Origin of the sequence: Melioribacter sp. Ez-97 (genome assembly GCF_051488665.1) — a bacterium.
GTDB lineage: Bacteria > Bacteroidota > Ignavibacteria > Ignavibacteriales > Melioribacteraceae > Melioribacter.
This window is the reverse complement of the sequence record NZ_JBPSEG010000009.1, coordinates 54,865-71,427: the sequence shown is the minus strand read 5'-3', so window position 1 is coordinate 71,427 and position 16,563 is coordinate 54,865. Positions and strand designations below refer to the sequence as shown.

General features: G+C 40.7%; 16 protein-coding genes. 3 read left to right on the top strand and 13 right to left on the bottom strand.

Features of this window, described 5'->3' with window-relative positions; all coding sequences use genetic code 11:
• Positions 1–2 precede the first annotated feature (2 nt).
• Positions 3–1,265: a glutamate-5-semialdehyde dehydrogenase gene (locus ACSSWA_RS10890; RefSeq protein WP_437356609.1), complete on the top strand. Its 1,263-nt coding sequence runs from the start codon at positions 3–5 to the stop codon at positions 1,263–1,265.
• Here the strand turns inward: ACSSWA_RS10890 and ACSSWA_RS10885 are convergent.
• From ACSSWA_RS10885 to ACSSWA_RS10870, 4 genes are read right to left on the bottom strand one after another with little or no spacing between them, the layout of a single operon-like run.
• A complete protein-coding gene (locus ACSSWA_RS10885; protein WP_437356608.1) occupies positions 1,260–1,868 on the bottom strand; it encodes a DUF502 domain-containing protein in 609 nt (202 codons plus the stop codon). The two genes, ACSSWA_RS10890 and ACSSWA_RS10885, sit on opposite strands and share 6 nt — an antisense overlap.
• Before the next feature lie 21 nt (positions 1,869–1,889).
• Positions 1,890–2,696, bottom strand: a complete 807-nt coding sequence (locus ACSSWA_RS10880; protein WP_437356607.1) for an MOSC domain-containing protein — start codon at positions 2,694–2,696, stop codon at positions 1,890–1,892.
• 49 nt (positions 2,697–2,745) lie between these two features.
• On the bottom strand, positions 2,746–3,492 hold the full coding sequence (locus ACSSWA_RS10875) for a Mut7-C RNAse domain-containing protein (RefSeq protein WP_437356606.1): 747 nt from the start codon (positions 3,490–3,492) through the stop codon (positions 2,746–2,748).
• Position 3,493: 1 nt separating this feature from the next.
• Entirely contained in the window at positions 3,494–4,141 is a 648-nt protein-coding gene (locus tag ACSSWA_RS10870) for an HAD family hydrolase (RefSeq protein WP_437356605.1), read from the bottom strand.
• Between the two features lie 181 nt (positions 4,142–4,322).
• Here ACSSWA_RS10870 and ACSSWA_RS10865 point away from each other — a divergent pair, with 181 nt between their 5' ends.
• The gene (locus ACSSWA_RS10865; RefSeq protein ID WP_437356604.1) at positions 4,323–6,473 is read left to right on the top strand and encodes a VIT domain-containing protein; all 2,151 of its coding nucleotides are present in this window, start codon (positions 4,323–4,325) and stop codon (positions 6,471–6,473) included.
• Positions 6,474–6,527: 54 nt separating this feature from the next.
• Here the strand turns inward: ACSSWA_RS10865 and ACSSWA_RS10860 are convergent, their stop codons facing one another.
• A complete protein-coding gene (locus ACSSWA_RS10860; RefSeq protein ID WP_437356603.1) occupies positions 6,528–8,564 on the bottom strand; it encodes a dipeptidyl-peptidase 3 family protein in 2,037 nt (678 codons plus the stop codon).
• A gap of 86 nt (positions 8,565–8,650) precedes the next feature.
• Here ACSSWA_RS10860 and ACSSWA_RS10855 point away from each other — a divergent pair, with 86 nt between their 5' ends.
• Positions 8,651–8,989: an arsenate reductase family protein gene (locus tag ACSSWA_RS10855; protein WP_437356602.1), complete on the top strand. Its 339-nt coding sequence runs from the start codon at positions 8,651–8,653 to the stop codon at positions 8,987–8,989.
• Here the strand turns inward: ACSSWA_RS10855 and ACSSWA_RS10850 are convergent.
• Genes ACSSWA_RS10850 through ACSSWA_RS10815 form a run of 8 tightly spaced genes read right to left on the bottom strand, consistent with a single transcriptional unit; the run spans position 8,981 to position 16,562 of the window.
• Entirely contained in the window at positions 8,981–9,601 is a 621-nt protein-coding gene (locus tag ACSSWA_RS10850) for an HAD family hydrolase (protein WP_437356601.1), read from the bottom strand. The two genes, ACSSWA_RS10855 and ACSSWA_RS10850, sit on opposite strands and share 9 nt — an antisense overlap.
• A 43-nt stretch (positions 9,602–9,644) precedes the next feature.
• Positions 9,645–10,781: a CotH kinase family protein gene (locus ACSSWA_RS10845; RefSeq protein WP_437356600.1), complete on the bottom strand. Its 1,137-nt coding sequence runs from the start codon at positions 10,779–10,781 to the stop codon at positions 9,645–9,647.
• Positions 10,775–11,761 carry a porin gene (locus ACSSWA_RS10840; RefSeq protein ID WP_437356599.1) on the bottom strand — a complete coding sequence of 329 codons (987 nt, stop codon included), beginning with the start codon at positions 11,759–11,761 and terminating at the stop codon, positions 10,775–10,777. Before ACSSWA_RS10840 ends, ACSSWA_RS10845 begins: the two co-directional genes overlap by 7 nt.
• Positions 11,754–12,431 carry a DUF4956 domain-containing protein gene (locus ACSSWA_RS10835; protein WP_437356598.1) on the bottom strand — a complete coding sequence of 226 codons (678 nt, stop codon included), beginning with the start codon at positions 12,429–12,431 and terminating at the stop codon, positions 11,754–11,756. Before ACSSWA_RS10835 ends, ACSSWA_RS10840 begins: the two co-directional genes overlap by 8 nt.
• Before the next feature lie 46 nt (positions 12,432–12,477).
• Positions 12,478–13,815, bottom strand: coding sequence for an inositol-3-phosphate synthase (locus tag ACSSWA_RS10830; protein ID WP_437356597.1), 1,338 nt, complete (start codon positions 13,813–13,815; stop codon positions 12,478–12,480).
• A gap of 29 nt (positions 13,816–13,844) precedes the next feature.
• The gene (locus ACSSWA_RS10825) at positions 13,845–14,543 is read right to left on the bottom strand and encodes an HAD family hydrolase (protein ID WP_437356596.1); all 699 of its coding nucleotides are present in this window, start codon (positions 14,541–14,543) and stop codon (positions 13,845–13,847) included.
• Complete coding sequence (locus tag ACSSWA_RS10820) at positions 14,540–15,547, bottom strand: lysylphosphatidylglycerol synthase transmembrane domain-containing protein (protein WP_437356595.1); 1,008 nt, start codon at positions 15,545–15,547, stop codon at positions 14,540–14,542. The genes ACSSWA_RS10825 and ACSSWA_RS10820 overlap by 4 nt, the downstream gene beginning before the upstream one ends.
• The gene (locus tag ACSSWA_RS10815; RefSeq protein WP_437356594.1) at positions 15,540–16,562 is read right to left on the bottom strand and encodes a Gfo/Idh/MocA family protein; all 1,023 of its coding nucleotides are present in this window, start codon (positions 16,560–16,562) and stop codon (positions 15,540–15,542) included. Before ACSSWA_RS10815 ends, ACSSWA_RS10820 begins: the two co-directional genes overlap by 8 nt.
• Between the last annotated feature and the right edge of the window lies 1 nt (position 16,563).

Below are 16,563 nucleotides of genomic sequence, written 5' to 3'. Positions count from 1 at the left end.
AATTGGAAAAAGATTTGATAAAACTTGCGCAAAAATGTAAATACGCTTCACGTAAACTTGCCTCGCTCGACGCCAATTCAAAAAATAAATTGTTGACTTCGATGGCGGAAAGTTTGGATCAGTTCAGAACAAAAATAATCGAAGCCAACGAAACCGACTTGAAAGCCGCAGAAGAAAAGGGATTGAGCGGAGCGCTCGTCGACCGTCTAAGATTGAACGACGATCGAATCGATTCGATGATAAAAGCGATAAAGGAAATCGTTCAGCTCGACGATCCCGTCGGTATTATCGAGAATATAAAAACGCGCCCAAACGGAATACGCGTAGGAACGATGCGCATACCGCTCGGAGTGATTGCAATCATTTACGAAGCGCGTCCCAACGTAACATCCGACGCCGCGGCGCTTTGCATCAAAAGCGGCAACGGAGTGATACTTCGCGGAGGCTCCGAAGCTTTTAATTCGAATGTCGCAATAGTCGAAGCTCTCAAATCGGGCATTGAAGAATCCGGGGTTAGTCCGGACATTCTCACTTTTATTCCGACGACCGACCGCAATGCAATGGTCGATCTTCTTAAACTCGAGGAATATATCGACCTTGTAATTCCGCGAGGAGGCGAGGGACTAATCCGGTTCGTAACCGAAAACAGCAGAATTCCCGTTATAAAGCATTACAAAGGCGTTTGTCATCTTTACGTGGATAAAGACGCCGACGCCGAACTTGCAATCAAACTGTTGATTGACGGAAAAACGTCGCGGCCGGCGGTTTGTAACGCGCTCGAAACGTTACTCGTTCACAAAGAGATAGCTCCGAAATTTCTGCCGGCAGCCGCATCCGCTCTGAAAAAAAAGAATGTCGAAATACGGGGTTGCAGCGGAACAATAGAATTAATTCCCGATGCGAAAGCCGCTGCGGAAGAAGATTACTACGCCGAGTATCTCGATCTGATAATAGCCGTAAAAATTGTAAGCGGTTACGAAGAAGCAGTGGAACATATAGCTAAATACGGCTCAAATCATACAGACGTAATTGCAACGGGGAATATTTTTACCGCGCAAAAATTTATCAGAGACGTCGATTCTTCATCAGTAATGGTCAATGCGTCTTCGCGTTTTGCCGACGGCGGCGAATTGGGATTGGGCGCGGAAATCGGAATTTCGACTTCCAAATTACATGCATACGGACCGATGGGATTGGAAGCGTTGACCACTAAGAAATTCATAGTTTTCGGCGAAGGTCAAACGCGTCACAAAGTCGAATTATGATTTTTTCTCATTCATCGTATTAAGGAGTTTTCCGGAGCCGCCTCCGAGACTAAGAACCGTTCGCATTGCCTCTTCCACCGGGTAATCGAGTTTAATTACGAATTCGTTTTTGATATGATAAATGTATCCACCCGTCGGAGCCGGTGCCGAAGGAATGAAAACGGTTGTGTATCCGTCGAAGCTTTCGTCCGTAATAAAAGCGGTGACCATCGTATCGTTGCCAAACGGTTTTACCAGCGCCACTCCTTTGAAAATCAATTTCTCGTCGCCGAACAGATGTATAACCGTATCTTTAATGATTTTATAAAGCGGCACGCGCCTTAAAATTTTTTCTTCCAGAAATCCGATTATATAACTGCCAAGACTTGTTCTCACTATCAATCCGACAATAAAAAAGAGGAGCAGAATTATAATTACGGCGGCAACCGAAGCGACCAGTTCGTTCAACCGGGCGGTTTCCACCAGGATATTCGTAACCGGTCTTATTTTGTCCGTCAAAAAGTTGAAGAACCAATCGAGCACGAATATCAAAAGGATAATCGGCAGCACAATCAAAAATCCGCCGAGGAATGTGGTTCTTAAAAAGGCTTTTAATCTTTCCATAATCGCTCCGTTTACAAAATATTATTTCCATTGTGTTACTGTTATTAACGAATCCGTTTCGATTAATCCGGCTCCTTCGTGCAGCAAATTTTGTCCGAATAATATTTTATTTCCCTCCTTCCGATAAAGAGAAAGAGTTTTGAGGGGCTCTTCGCTTTTCCGGGCGTTTGTCTGATCGACAGTCGTTATCACGCAACGCGCGCACGGTTTTACAACCCGAAATTTAATTCCGTTCAGTACGAAAGATTCCCATTTATCCTCGTCGAAGGGACGCCCCCCCTTAAAAACAAGGTTGGGACGAAAACGATTCATTGGAATTTTTACATTCAGACGGGAATTAAGGTCTTTGAGCGACTCTTCGCCGATAATTAAAAAAGGAAATCCGTCTGCAAAACTAACCAGCTCATTATTTAACGCGTATTTCTTATCTGCGTATCTCTTAACGTCGTCTTCCATAAATACGAGACGGCATTTTATTTTCAATATCTCTTCGAACCATTTATCGGCTTCTTCCGAAACAAGCAGGGCTTCGACTTCGTCGTCCCATATTTTAACTTTTGCTCTGACGTCGGATTCCGGTCTAAACGGTATTTCAATTATCCTGTTGTCTTTTGAATATCGGAGGCGAAAACCTTCGTCCGTTATTTCCGGTTTTATTAAAGCCATAACGGGAAACTTCCTTTGCGTCAGGAAATTGCCTTGGCCGTCTACAAGCATGAATCGCCTGTCGTACTTAAGTCCGCGGTCTGTTGCCTCGGCGCGCTTTAACGATATCCCTCCTAAAGATTTGAAAGGATAGATATATATTTCGCTCAGTCTGTATTCCATAATCGTTTAACCCTTTGATATAATATATAATTTTAGAAACAGATAATCATTAACGCCCTTCATGTTGAATCGTTCGAATCAGTTCAATCATTTTTTTGTAATGCGTTCCTTTCCAATAGACTTTTTTACAATTTGGGCATCTGTAAAATTCGGTATTTATTTTTTTTACTTTCGGAGGCAAAAGGTTTTCCACTTTCTCTTTCTCGGTTTTATTTAGTTTTACATTGCATTCGATGCAAAGAGAAAACGGTTGTACGGCGCCGGCGAGATCGAATCTGCCGACAACTTCTCTAAGCTGTTTTACAGGCGACTGATTTCTAATCCAGTAGCCTCTGACTACTTTGTTATTTTTCAAGATGCCGACGTCGCGCGTAAGGATGCATCTTTTTTCATTTACAGAAATATCGATAATTTCTTCGTCGGAAAAATCGTTTCTGTAGAGAGAATCGAAACCGCAGATTCTCAAATAGCGCGCAAGCCTTCCCAGGTGGACGTCGAGAATGAAACGCGGATTTCTGAGCGGCGAGGGTCTTAATTTCTGTACGGGAGTTATATCGATCGACTCGAATTCCGGATAAACCGAAATATAATCGCCTTCTTTTATCCGGTAATCGAATCCGACGGAATTCCCGTTTACAATTATCAGGTCGACTTCCGTATGAGGCGCTCCGCACGATTCGATTACGTCTTTAACCGAAGGACTTCCGTAAAACCGGTATTGAAACGGGACTTTTCTTTTTGCAGGCGGAAGGAAATCGTTTAATTCTTCGTAGAAACGAAGAGTGGCGGATTTCATTTTATTTTCCGTTGAATCTCAATCTCAGTTCATCGAGCGACCCTACAATCAGATCGGGATCGAGTTTTATTAAATCATTGGCTGTTCGATATCCGTACGTAACTGCGCACGATTTTGCGTTTGCATTTTTGGCGCAAAGAACGTCGAGCTCGGTATCGCCGACCATTAAAGTATCGGCCGGAATAACATTTAAACTTTCACAAATAAAAAGGAGCGGCTGTGGCGAAGGTTTATGCTCGAACCCAGGACGCCTCCCCATTATAAAATCGAATTCGGGATCGATGCCGAAATGTTTCAAAATCAATTCAGCCTGCTCTTGCGACTTGGTAGTCAAAAGAGCGCGCTTGATTTTATTCCTCTTTAAATCCTCTAATATCTCCTGGACGCCTTCGTAAAGTTCGGAGTATTTAATAAAGTCAAAATAAATCGACTTATACAACTCGATAAATTCTTTGAAATCAGGGACTTTTATTCCGAATTCTTCAAAAATATCTTCGAAATGAAGACCGATCCGGGAATAGAATTCATCTTCCGTCAAATTATGCTCAATGCCGAGACGGTTAAAAGTTTCTATTGTAGCCGCGTAAATTGTTTTGTGCGAACTTACAAGCGTACCGTCCAGGTCGAATACTACCAGTTTCAAATTCATGTATATAAAATAGCAATTAATCCCAAAATAATCTTTTTAAACGAAAAATTTACTCCGGCGCGAAAATATTTCGCATGTGTTAATAAAAAAGTTTGAAACTGTACCGTATTATTATATATAGAATTTGGAATAATTTTTGAGTAAAATTATTTTAAATATTCATTATTAAAAGGGGGCTTCTATGTTAAAAAGATACGCTTTTTTTCTAATTCTTTTTGCCCTGGTTTTTAGTATTAAGGCTCAGCAATACGCTTACCTGTCGATTAACGACCCGCATGGATGGGGCAATTACACGCCCGTAATTAATAAAGCCCAGGTTATTGTAAAGCCGGAGGGAGTTTTCAGCAAAATCGATCTCATACTCGAAGTAGCGACTACCGACACATATTTAAGCGACGATAAGCAGCTCGAGATTGTGCTTAATTTTTCTTTGCCGGAAGGAAGCGTGGTAACTGATCTGTGGCTCTGGGTAGGAGACGAAATCAGCAAAGGACTTCTGCTCGATACATGGACTGCGTCTACTATTTATGAAAATATCGTCAGCCGAAGACGCGACCCTGCGGTATTGTACAAACGGTCTACCAACAATTATGAACTACGCGTTTATCCGCTTTTTCCCAAATCCTTCAGGAAATTTAAAATTCAGTATTTGACGCCTAACAATTGGTACAGTGAAAAAGCTCTGGTTCCGTTACCCTACTACATTTTGAATGCCGCAAACAAACCCGTAGCGAATCTTGAAATAGCCGCATTGAACTTTAACGAATGGAAAAATCCCGTATTAGCCGGCAAGGACGGCGAGTTTGTTAACGCCTCCGGAACGGAATATCCCGCCGACTACGAATATGTTTCATTCACGAATGTTTCAAGTCTGCCGTCGAACTTGGCGGTTGAATATCCCAATCCGATGATAAACGGAGTCTACCTGAAAAAGTATGACGACGGAGAAACGGGATACTATCAAATGGCTCTCTTCCCGGGCAATACTATCATCGATAAAAAGAAGAACAAAATTTTATTTCTCATTGATTACGACGTAAGAAAAACTACTCTATCAAAAGACGACGTAGTCTCAAATCTTAAGACGCTGATAAAAACGAATTTGGAAGAAGACGACCGATTCAACATTTTTTATTCGATGCTCGGCACCCAACGACTGAGCGAGAGTTGGATTAACGCCGACACCAATTCAATTAACGCCGTACTGGAAAACTTCAAAGGCGCCCATCTGTCTTCCTACAGCAATTTGGCTACATTATTGAACGACGGTTACGAATATCTACAGAACGACGGGGACAGCGCCGTGGTTTATCTGATGGCTTCTTCCGATCAATTCGGCAGCTTCGAACAGGCAAATCAATTGATAAACGACCTGCAAACTTATTACTCCCCTTTGCCGCCCACATACATTTTCGACTTCAACAACAATAATTATTACTATTATTATTTCGGCAACAGATCGTATCTGGGCAACGAATATTTTTACACAAATCTTGCGAGATTGACGGGCGGTGACTATAAAAGATTAAACAATTCGCCGCTTGCAACAATGAACGAACTCTTCGGACAAATAAGCGGATTAATAACTTCGTTCGATCTCTATACTACTCTCGAAGCCGGTTTTTGTTTTAGCAGACAGAGCTTAAAAAGTATTGAAGCCTCCATCAATATCGGCGAGCCGATTGTACAGATCGGTAAGTATATCGGTAGTTTTCCCTTTACGATAAAAGCCTCAGGAATTTACGACTCGAAACCGTTCACGTCGACTTTGAATATCTATGAAAACGAAATAGCCAACGCAGACAGCACGACAGCTCAAATGTGGACGGGATGGTATATAAGCAATCTCGAAAAAGGGTATTTAACAAACAAAGAAATAATTGAACTGATCGATTTGAGCGCTCGCTACCGAGTATTGTCTACTTATACTTCATTCCTGTGCCTGGAGCCCGGGGACACGGTTTGTATAGAATGCGTTCAGGAACAGCAAAGGGGCTGGGACGACGGAGGAGCCATAATATCGGTCGACGAAGAGAATGAGGTTCCGACGGAATTCGACGTTAAAGCTTATCCGAATCCGTTCAATTCGCAGGTAAACATTACCGTTACTTTGCCGGCAGAGGCAGCTAAGGAAAACATCAAAATCAAAATTTATAATTTACTCGGACAGGAAGTTAAAACATTCGAGTATACGCCGAACAGTTCAAATATTATAAATCTTTTCTGGGACGGAAAAAACGACGAAGGTGAACAGCTTTCTTCGGGCGTTTATATCTTTACGGTCTCGGGAGGCGCGTTCAAGAAATCGATCAAACTCGTTTACATGAAATAATCCGAGGGCAAAGAGGGGGAGATATCAATCATCTCCCTCTCTTTTTTTATAAGATTAATTATATGTCGGCAAAAACGAATATTCTTTTGCGTAATAGAGCATCTGTTCGGTAAAGTCTTCGGGATATTCAATTTTTACGTCAATAATTTCGTCGCCGTTCATAACCGGGACAAGTACGGGATTTATAAAGCCGGCATACGGAGCGATATTAAGTTTTTTATAACGTTCTAGAACTTCCGCATGAAGTTCCCTGTCGACTTTAACGCCGTAGTTTTCCACCAGATTTTTACCGGCTTCGTAGTCGCCTTCCGATTTAATTCTTTGAATTTCTCTGAGAAGTTCTCCGAACAAATCGCGTAATTTCCGATAATCGTTAATTACAAAAAAAGTTTTTCCGTCTCTAACTTTCTTTTCGATTACATTGTCGTTCATGCCTTTTTCATAGACCCAACCGGAGACGAGCTGCCGGTTTCTCATATGCGCTTGTTCGATATCGTCTCCCAATTCAACGCGGGCAAGCTGAGTCATCAAACCGTTTCTGATATAACCGTCGTATTCTGCTTTACCGACTTCGAGGGAAGGCATAACTCCCAGATCGACAAGTTTGGGATCCATAATGAAATAGAGAGCCACCAGATCGGCGCGCGCTTCTTCCAGCACGGATGCGTAATTTTTGAGAGTTTCATTCGGCTGACCGACGCCCGGATTCAACTGTCCCGACGCGTGTCCTATCACTTCGTGCATGTCGGTATGAAGATCGCTTGCCAGCGCCCAGTATTTTTTTGCGCGTTCTATTTCTTCCTGCGAGTATGCGAATTCTTCAATCAGTCCGCTGCTTTCCGAAGCTTTATTGTAAGAATGAACTATGTTTCCCAAGTTAACCGATTTCGATCCGTATTCTTTTCGTATCCAATTTGCATTCGGCAGATTTATGCCTATCGGAGTCGAGGGCGAAGCGTCTCCCGATTCAACGACGACGGTTATTACTTTAGCCGAAATTCCCTTAACGTTTTGCTTTTTATGCTCGGGCATTATGGGAGAATTGTCCTCGAACCATTGCGCGTTGTCGCTTATGGTTTTGATTCTCTTTGTGGCTTCGAAATCTTTGAACGAAACGACCGATTCGAAATTTGCTTTGTATCCGAGCGGGTCGTTATACGTTTCGATAAATCCGTTAATAACGTCGACGACGGAATTCGTGTCTTTAATCCATTCTATATTGTATTGATCCCACAATTTGAGATTTCCCGTGACATAATATTTAACCAACAAATCGAGAGCTTTTTTCTGTTGTTCGTTTTCCGCCACTGTCATCGCTTTTTCGAGCCAGTATGTTATTTTGTCGATAGCCAGGTGGTACATTCCTTTATACCGCCAGGTGCGTTCGAATATCTTGCCGTTTTCTTTAACGAGTTTGGAATTCAGTCCGTACGATACCGGTCTGGTATCTTTCGGGTCGGCAAGACTGTTGTAAAAGTCTTCGGCTTCTTTTTGAGTTACTCCTTCGTAAAAATTGACAGCCGATGTTTTAATCAGGTCGGCGTTCGGGTCCTGATTTACCTTTACCGGATCGACGTTGGGATCGAATAAAATGGGAGTCAGTTTGTTAATAAGGTCGTCCGTGGTTTCGTTGTTTTGCAGCGGCAGCTCCCATTCGTCCGAACCTCTGACAAGATTTGCAAAATATTCTTTTGAAAATTCCGGCTGGAATTTTTTATTGGAATAATGATGATGAATGCCGTTGGAAAACCAGACTCGTTTTGTATATTCCATAAATTTTGCAAACTGAGGTTCGTTTCTGTCGCCGTTATAGGTTTTTACAATTCCTTCGAGCGTTCTTCTGATGTAAAGATTGTGTTTGTAATTCTGATCCCAAATAATATCTCTCCCGGCAAGCGCCGCCTGATAGAGATAATAAACTAGTTTTTTCTGTTGAAGCGTTAGTTTGTCAAAATTGTCGATTTTATACCTTTGTATTCTTAAGTCGGCAAATTGCTCCGCCACATATTTGAAATCGTCTTGCTTTTCGGTAGTGCAATTCATGAGTGAAATTCCTATTATGCTGATTAGAAAAAATTTTTTAAGATTCATTACTTCTCCGTCATTAATTTATTTTAGCGCTGTTAAAATATAATTTTACCGGCTGGCAAACAAAACCCATTCGAAGGGGAATTATCATGAACATACAAATAATCGGCACCAGAAAATGCAACGACACAAAGAAAGCGGAACGCTTTTTTAAGGAAAGAGGCGTTAAATTTCATTTCAAGGATTTGAACGAAAAAGGGCTGACAAAAGGCGAGCTCGATAATATAACCCGTAAAATCAATCTCGACGATTTGCTCGACAAAGAAGGCAGGCAATACAAAAAGAGAAATCTCGAATATATGGTTTACGATACAGAAGAAGAACTGCTCAACGATCCGTTGCTATTAAAAACTCCGATAGTCAGAAACGGAAACGAAGTAACTTTAGGATATCAGCCCGAGGTCTGGAAAAAATGGATTTCAGGATAGACCGTCGAGATTTATTCTTCTGATTTTCAAATCGTGTATTAAAGTATTATAATCGACGAACCGAGCCGCGTCCCAGCCGCATCTTCTTGCGCCGTCCACATATTCCTGAACGTCGTCGATAAAAAAATGTTCCGACGAATGCATTCCCGTGTACGATTCGACCGCGCGATAAATTTTTTCTTCCGGTTTAACGGCTCCGACTTTATGCGAAAGAAAAAGTTTGTCGAAATATTTCAGGAATTCGTAATGCGAATATCCGTATTCTTCGTGAATCTCGTTAGTGTTCGAAAGTAGGACGAGTTTGTAATTTTTTTTCAGTACAGGCAGCAGTTTTATGACGTCGTCGTTTGTAGTAAAAATATCCGAAAAAATTCTGCAAAATTCTTCGCGGTCGACTTTGCCTTCGAGCCATTCGCACATCTTATCCAGAAACTTTTCTCTGCTGATTTTTCCGCGTTCAAAATCTCTGTGAAATTCGTAATTCTCAGCGTAGAGCCGGGCGAATTTATTACCGAGCCCTTCTTCCGCTTTATTGATTCGTTCAATCGCCTTAGTATAGTCGAACGGAATCAGCACGCTGCCAAGGTCGAAAACAATAACCGAATATTTCATTTAATCCCCTTTATATATTTGGCAAAAATAAATCATTCCTGCTTCAGTTGAAATTTTTCAATTGATTTTTGATATAATCGATTCTTCTTTCGATAAACCGTTTAATATTTTCCGATTCGGTTTCGATGTCGTAACCGTTGGATTTCAGCCAACGGTCGTTATTATATGCATTGCCGATCACGGTTTTCATCGAGTCGATTTTGGGAAATAAAACCGAAGCGTTGAATACTTCTTCGAGCAGTCGCTCGAAGTGAGCTTTATAGATTTTTCTGTATTGGGGATAATTCATAAGCTTACGAACAAGATAATTATCTCCCGGAAAAGCGGTTCTGTAATCGTCCCACATGAATGTTCTGTCGAGGTCCCACGGCACAATCTCGAATTTATTCGACGAAGCATCCCGTCTCAAACAAAAATTATGAATTATACCGTCCCAATTGCAGATCAGCACAGTAACCGCCCAATACTGGAGGAATTTATCCGTATCGAATTCCTTTTCGAGTTCTTCCGGAAAATTTTCACCGTCTGCGCTTGTTGCCGCAATCAACTTTTCGAGCGTATGATAATTTTCGTCGTCGGGAAATTTTTTTTCGTATCCTTTCCGTACATCGGGCAAATCGTCGTAATTAAAGAACGCGAATCCGTTGTAAGCTTTATACAATTCCGAAGTTTTAATATTTCTTTTGACAAAAAAAGTCTCGTCAATCGGCTCAATTAAATAATAGAGTCCTTCGTAAGTATCGTTGATATAGAAAGCTACCGGCTGAATCTTAAAAGTAATGAGGTCGGTATGCTTAAATATTTCGATTGCGAGAAAAGATTTCATCATCGAAGGATCGATCGCCTGCGAATTTAATATGACTTCCGAACCTTCGAAAAACGGATCGCTCCCCTCTTCGTAAATAATGCGGAAGTTCTTTTTAAAATTGCCGCGCGAACTGAATCCCTGATGCCTTATTTTAATTTTATGTTCCACGCCGTTAATGTTCAGGCGCGCGGATACTTTAAGATTCGAATACGCGTTCTTTTTCAGAAGCCCGTAATTCTCTTCAGATATTTCAATACTGCAGACCGGGAGATTATAATTTTCTACTGCGGGAGGGTCGGCAATAAAGTCGCAGGAAACAATCAGTAACACCAGAAAAAGAAGACCCGGATATTTTATCGTTTTCTTTACCATCTTACCTGCAGCTGAATTAGAGCGCTGCTGTCGGTTAACGATCTTTTCGATTTGCTAAAGGGACGATTACTTGCCACCAGGTCGCCGTTAATCATTAATCGCGCATTGTCGTTGAAATAAAAGTTGAATCCTAACATAAGCTGAAACTTGTTGACGTCGGTATAATCCATATTATTTACCAGTACGGCTCCCGAAAGGACGGGTTCGAAACCGCAGATAATTTTGTTTTCAAACAGGAATATTTTAGACGTAATAAATCTGACCGCTCCAAGGTAAACGTCGTTATCTCCGCCTTCGAGCGCGCTGTAGTGTGATTCGACGGGATCGAGTCCGTAGTAGAATTCCAGAACGGAAGCAAAACCCGCAACCGTATCGAATACGCCTGCATTGAAAGCCGTGGCGTTCGGTATTTCCGTATCGCGCGTGCGTATTATTTGAAGATTTGCAAAAACGCCGTCTAACGAAGAGATCGAACGTTTTACGGCTTTAATAATATAACTTACCGAATGCGACTCGTTATAATGCACGCCGCCGGTCAGCAAATAGTCCTCTCGCTCCCATTCAACCTGAACTCCGGGTTCCCGGTTAACGTATCCGAGCGGTTCTAAATACCGGTTAACCATACTCCGTCTTATCGTAGGCAGTTTTTCTCTCGCAGTCCATTCTTCGTAACCGAATCTTTTCTTTAAATCGCCGACTTCAATTTCGAGATTGTCCGACAATTCGAACTCAGCCGACGCTTCATAGAGAATAATTTCCCTGTCTTCGGAATTTCCTCTTATATCGATTTCGACTTCGGTGTATTTATTGATTTTATATTCGAATTCCATTTTGGCTTTGTAGTAACTTTCGATATAAACGCCGTTATACTCGGCTTTGCCGCCAATTTCGAAATAACCGTCGTAGCTTACCTTCTTTTGCGAATAAAGAAGAACGGGTAAAAGTTGGATTGTCAAAAAAACTAATAATAATCTACGCATCCTTAAATTCCATAACCGTGAAAAAGCTTTCGGCTTTATTGAACACAAAATCGAGAAATACTTTTACGGGAGTATTTGTTTTCAAATTGATTATATAGTCGACAACGAGTTTATCGTGCTTGTCGGTTTTGAGCTGATAAATATCCCACCATTCGACTTCGGCGTCCAGCAGTTTTTCAATCGCCGCTTTGCCTTCGTTTAAGTCGTTTACGAGTATTCTGAGTATGTGAGATTTTCGCGAAACCTCTTCTTCTGTAAAATTGAGTTTGGAAAAGATTATCAGCATTGTTCCGATAAAGATAGTCGATACAAGAGCGACGTAATAATACTTAAACCCGCACGCTACTCCGACAGCCATCACGAAAAAGATATAAGCCGTGTCCTGAGGATTTTTAACTTTTGTGCGGAACCGAATAATCGACACCGCTCCGATAAGACCAAAAGCGCCGGCGAGGTTGTTGCCGATAACGAGCATAACCGAAGCCACTACCGCGCTGATAAATACAAGAGTTTGCAGAAATTCCTTACTGTACTTTTTCTTTCTGTGGGTAATATGATAGACCCACGCAACGAATAACGAGAGAGCCGCCGTAGCCGAAAGGCTCAGCAGCGCTTCTCTGACTCCAAATCGAAATGATTCCAGCAATTTAATTGTCTCAACACTATGCATATATTAGCTCTCCTTTTCAAATAATAATTCGCGGTTGTAATTTGCTTCAATCCGGATAATACTCCTCTACCGATTCTTCAATGCCATTGGAATCCAGATGTGTAATTGGGTTAACTCCCATTAATTTTCGCAAAGTATTTTTTAATTTCATCAACTGAATAAAGAGGTCGTGTTCAGGAACTTTTTCTTTACTATGGATAGGGCTTTTAAAGTAGAACGACAGCCACTCTTGAATGCCATACATACCGCTGCGTAGCGCAAGGTCGGCAAACAGAGCAAGGTCCAATACAATTGGCGCAGCCAGTATAGAGTCTCTGCACAGGAAATTAATTTTCAATTGCATCGGATATCCCATCCAGCCAAAAATATCGATATTGTCCCAACCTTCTTTATTATCTCCTCGGGGCGGATAATAATTTATTCTTACTTTATGATAATATTTATTATATAAATCAGGATAGAGTTCCGGCTGAAGGATAGTATCAATTACGGAGAGTTTACTTTCTTCTTTGGTCTTGAAATTATCCGGTTCATCGAGCACTTCTCCGTCTCTGTTTCCTAATATATTCGTCGAAAACCAACCATGAAGTCCGAGCATTCTGGCTTTTAACATGGGAGCTATAACAGTTTTGACCAGCGTTTGGCCTGTTTTATAATCCTTGCCTGCAATCGGCACTTGATTTTTTAACGATAATTCCACGAGCGCCGGAATTTCTACGGAAAGATTTGGAGCGCCCATTACAAAAGGAGCTCCTTCGGCTAAGGCGGCATAAGCATACAACATACTCGGAGATATATCCGGGTGATTTTTTTTCATCCCTTCTTCAAAAAATTTCAAACTGCTGTGCACTTCGCTCTCTCTTATAAATATCTCGGTGCTAGCCGACCAGATAACCACTACGCGGTCTAACTTATTTTCTTTCTTAAAATTCCGTATATCCTCTCGTAGAGACTCCATCAATTCGTATTTTGTGGAACCGGTTTTCACCCAATCGCCGTCCAGTTTCTTTACAAACCTTTTTTCAAATACCGCTTTCATTGGTTTTATTCGCTTCATCTCATCTTTTACCGTTTCCAGATCGTTCGTCTCAAGCACGTTTGCGCTAATAGCGCTCTCATAAACGTTTTCATTCCTTATATCCCACCCGCCAAAAACAAGGTCGTTAAGATTTGCCAGGGGCACAAAATCTTTAATTAAAGGGAAATTATTATCGATTCTTCTACCGATGCGAATAGTGCCCATCTGAGTTAGAGAGCCGATTGGCTTTTTTTTCCCTTTGCGTATCGCGAGCGTACCAGCCAAAAAAGTTGTAGTTACCGCTCCGTTCAATCCAACGCTTAGAATTCCGAGTTTGCCTTTCGGATTTTCAATTTCTCGTTTCATATAAATTTCCTCCAATTAAACATGTTATTTTATGACAGAAATTTGTCCAGTTCTTCTATTGATGTAATAATAAAATCGGCGGCTGTCGATTCATTTTTTTCTTTCCAGCTCTTACCTTTAAGCCAAATCGTCGCGCATCCAATCCGCTTGGCGGGAACAATATCCCTGTCGTATGAATCTCCCACAACCGCCGCTTCTCTAGGCTCTATTCCGAGTTTCTGTAAAGCAATTTCAAATATCCTGGGGTCCGGCTTGTATATCTTTATTTTTGAAGACTCAACGATCACGTCGAAATATTCATCGATATTTAATTCCTCGCATACGGTTTTGAGATTACCGTAGTAATTTGACACCAGAGCTGTTTTGTAAAGCGAATTAAACTTTTTCAAGATTCTTTTTGTCTCGGGGATATTGTTTATTATATCGGCATAGCATCTTTTAGTTATGACTTCTACGGTTTTGTCGTCTATATCAGCGTTGTTTTTTTTCAAATAGTCGAACTGCAATGTAATTTTCGTCTCGAGCGTATTATACAGAGAATAATCTTGATTAATTATGCGGTCGGCGCGATCTTCGGCAAAGATATAAGCTTGCCTGAATTCTTCGTACGAAACCGGCACGCCGAGGCTTTCGTATACTTCCCAAAATTCAACGCTCCAATGCTTTCCGTTAATGTCTAACGTGCCGCCAAAATCAAAAAGATATGCGGTTATGTTTTGTTCGTTCATAATAAGTCTTCCATAATATTTCCCTTCTTGATGCCGTATTTATTCAATTGTATCAGTAATAATCCGACTAATATCCAGAAAAATTCGCGTATCCTGTTTACCAATCCTATATAAACACCTATTCCACTACCGTACTTAAGAGCGTTCATGACGAGCATAAGGGAACCTTCCCTTATTCCCAACTCCATCGGAACAAAAAAGATAATATTCATAATAAGAGATGAAGCCGCGCTTATAAATATGGCGTCAAAAAAAGAAATGTCGGCGCCAATTGACTTTAGGATAAAAAGGAATTCGATTGAGGCTACTATTCTCCCGAGGTAGTCAAGAATAAGCGATAAGTAGAACGCCTTTTTGCGTTTATTATAAAACGACGTTATTTCTTTATCGATTTTGATTATGGAGTCTTCTTTGAAATATTTTTCAGCAAAATATTTATTGAAAAAAGAAATTTTATTGAGCAATCTGTATAAAGATACAAGGACGCCCTTTTTGTGTCTTGAAATAAAAAAGAGAATTAATAGAATCAAAACGGCAGCCAGAGCAATCAATATTACCGTTAGCGTAAAGGAAAGGGGCGAATAAATAGCAAGCAAAGCAATGGCTGTTAGCCAGAACAAAAAATGCGACGTATAATGAATCATCGTATATAGGATTGTAGACGACACAGATTTGTCGAGTCCTATAAAATTCTTAAGAGCGTAAATTCTATACGGCTCGCCGCCCATGCTAGCAACGGGAGTAATATAGTTAATTGCAAAGCCGCTCAGCGTTATCGAAAAGATTTTAGAAAATTTCAAAGGGCTATTAAAGCCGTCTATAATAATAAACCAGGCGCATGTATTAATCAGATATACAAATCCCCAGATTCCTACAATAGGCAGAAACCAAACGCCCGTTTTATATATATTTTCAATTATCTCATTCACGCCAAAATTGTAAACGAGAATAACAAAGATTATCAATCCGCCTATAAAGAAAGCGCTATGTATTTTATTATTCATTTATTATTGCCATTGTCTTATTTTTTTCTGACGATTTATAGGCCAGTTCCATAATTTTAATTGACATCAATGCTTCTTCAGCCGCCGATTTATCAGTACTTTTTCTTGTTGCCATATTGTAGAATTCGTTAAACAGTTCGACGTACAAATCTATATATGTGTTTTTGTCAGATGGGTCGGGAACTTCTAAAATCTCTTCTTTATCATTTATATATTTTATTAATTTTCGTCCTCCCAAATACTGTAGCGAAACATTTCCCGAGCTCAAAAAAGCGCTGTTATGTCTCCTGTTGCCTCCCCATGTTAAATTAATTTGAGCTATGCCTCTGTCGAATTCCAATATCACAACAGCCGTATCTTCAACTTTATAATTATGATGAGTAATGTTCTTCGCCGAGGACCAGACCGACCGGGGCTTACCCATTAACCAGAGAGACAAATAAATGTAATGTATGCCAGTATCGGCAAGTATTCCTCCGCCGCTAATATTTTTATCGATTCGCCATACGTTACGAAACATTTCAATACCTTTATCGGCTTTGGAACGTATTACGTTAAATTGTAAAAACATTTTTTTAGTTTTAGGAGCTGTGTCTATTGCTTTCTTGAATTCCCGCCATAAAGGAGAGTATTTATATTGATGACATACGACGAACGTTCCATTATATCCGGATAGTTTATCATATATATAGAGAGCTTCTTTTGTATTTAGCACGAAAGGTTTTTCACAAATGATATTGAGATTGCGAGATATAGCTTTTTCAATATATTCTTTGTGATATACCGGCGGAGTTGCAATATCCACGAAATCGATTTTTTCATTATCTAGCATTTCTTCAAAAGAAGCGTAAAAATTCAAGTCCCTGTATTTTTTGCCGCTTTCGATTCTGTTTCGTTTATTCAATTCCACAGCGGCTTTTATTTTTAATTTCGTTCGCAACTTAGAATCGGCAAAAGCAGGCAGATGGCTCTTCTGTATTATTCCGCCAAATCCGATTACAGCGCCTTGTAACATT

Excerpts from the sequence above, each read along its gene's own strand:
- ACSSWA_RS10865 (WP_437356604.1), top strand. The coding sequence starts at position 4,323 with ATGTTAAAAAGATACGCTTTTTTTCTAATTCTTTTTGCCCTGGTTTTT.
- ACSSWA_RS10845 (WP_437356600.1), bottom strand. The coding sequence starts at position 10,781 with ATGGTAAAGAAAACGATAAAATATCCGGGTCTTCTTTTTCTGGTGTTA.
- ACSSWA_RS10840 (WP_437356599.1), bottom strand. The coding sequence starts at position 11,761 with ATGCGTAGATTATTATTAGTTTTTTTGACAATCCAACTTTTACCCGTT.
- ACSSWA_RS10820 (WP_437356595.1), bottom strand. The coding sequence starts at position 15,547 with ATGAATAATAAAATACATAGCGCTTTCTTTATAGGCGGATTGATAATC.
- ACSSWA_RS10860 (WP_437356603.1), bottom strand. The coding sequence starts at position 8,564 with ATGAATCTTAAAAAATTTTTTCTAATCAGCATAATAGGAATTTCACTC.
- ACSSWA_RS10885 (WP_437356608.1), bottom strand. The coding sequence starts at position 1,868 with ATGGAAAGATTAAAAGCCTTTTTAAGAACCACATTCCTCGGCGGATTT.
- ACSSWA_RS10850 (WP_437356601.1), bottom strand. The coding sequence starts at position 9,601 with ATGAAATATTCGGTTATTGTTTTCGACCTTGGCAGCGTGCTGATTCCG.
- ACSSWA_RS10830 (WP_437356597.1), bottom strand. The coding sequence starts at position 13,815 with ATGAAACGAGAAATTGAAAATCCGAAAGGCAAACTCGGAATTCTAAGC.
- ACSSWA_RS10825 (WP_437356596.1), bottom strand. The coding sequence starts at position 14,543 with ATGAACGAACAAAACATAACCGCATATCTTTTTGATTTTGGCGGCACG.
- ACSSWA_RS10880 (WP_437356607.1), bottom strand. The coding sequence starts at position 2,696 with ATGGAATACAGACTGAGCGAAATATATATCTATCCTTTCAAATCTTTA.
- ACSSWA_RS10835 (WP_437356598.1), bottom strand. The coding sequence starts at position 12,431 with ATGCATAGTGTTGAGACAATTAAATTGCTGGAATCATTTCGATTTGGA.
- ACSSWA_RS10875 (WP_437356606.1), bottom strand. The coding sequence starts at position 3,492 with ATGAAATCCGCCACTCTTCGTTTCTACGAAGAATTAAACGATTTCCTT.
- ACSSWA_RS10815 (WP_437356594.1), bottom strand. The coding sequence starts at position 16,562 with ATGTTACAAGGCGCTGTAATCGGATTTGGCGGAATAATACAGAAGAGC.
- ACSSWA_RS10870 (WP_437356605.1), bottom strand. The coding sequence starts at position 4,141 with ATGAATTTGAAACTGGTAGTATTCGACCTGGACGGTACGCTTGTAAGT.
- ACSSWA_RS10855 (WP_437356602.1), top strand. The coding sequence starts at position 8,651 with ATGAACATACAAATAATCGGCACCAGAAAATGCAACGACACAAAGAAA.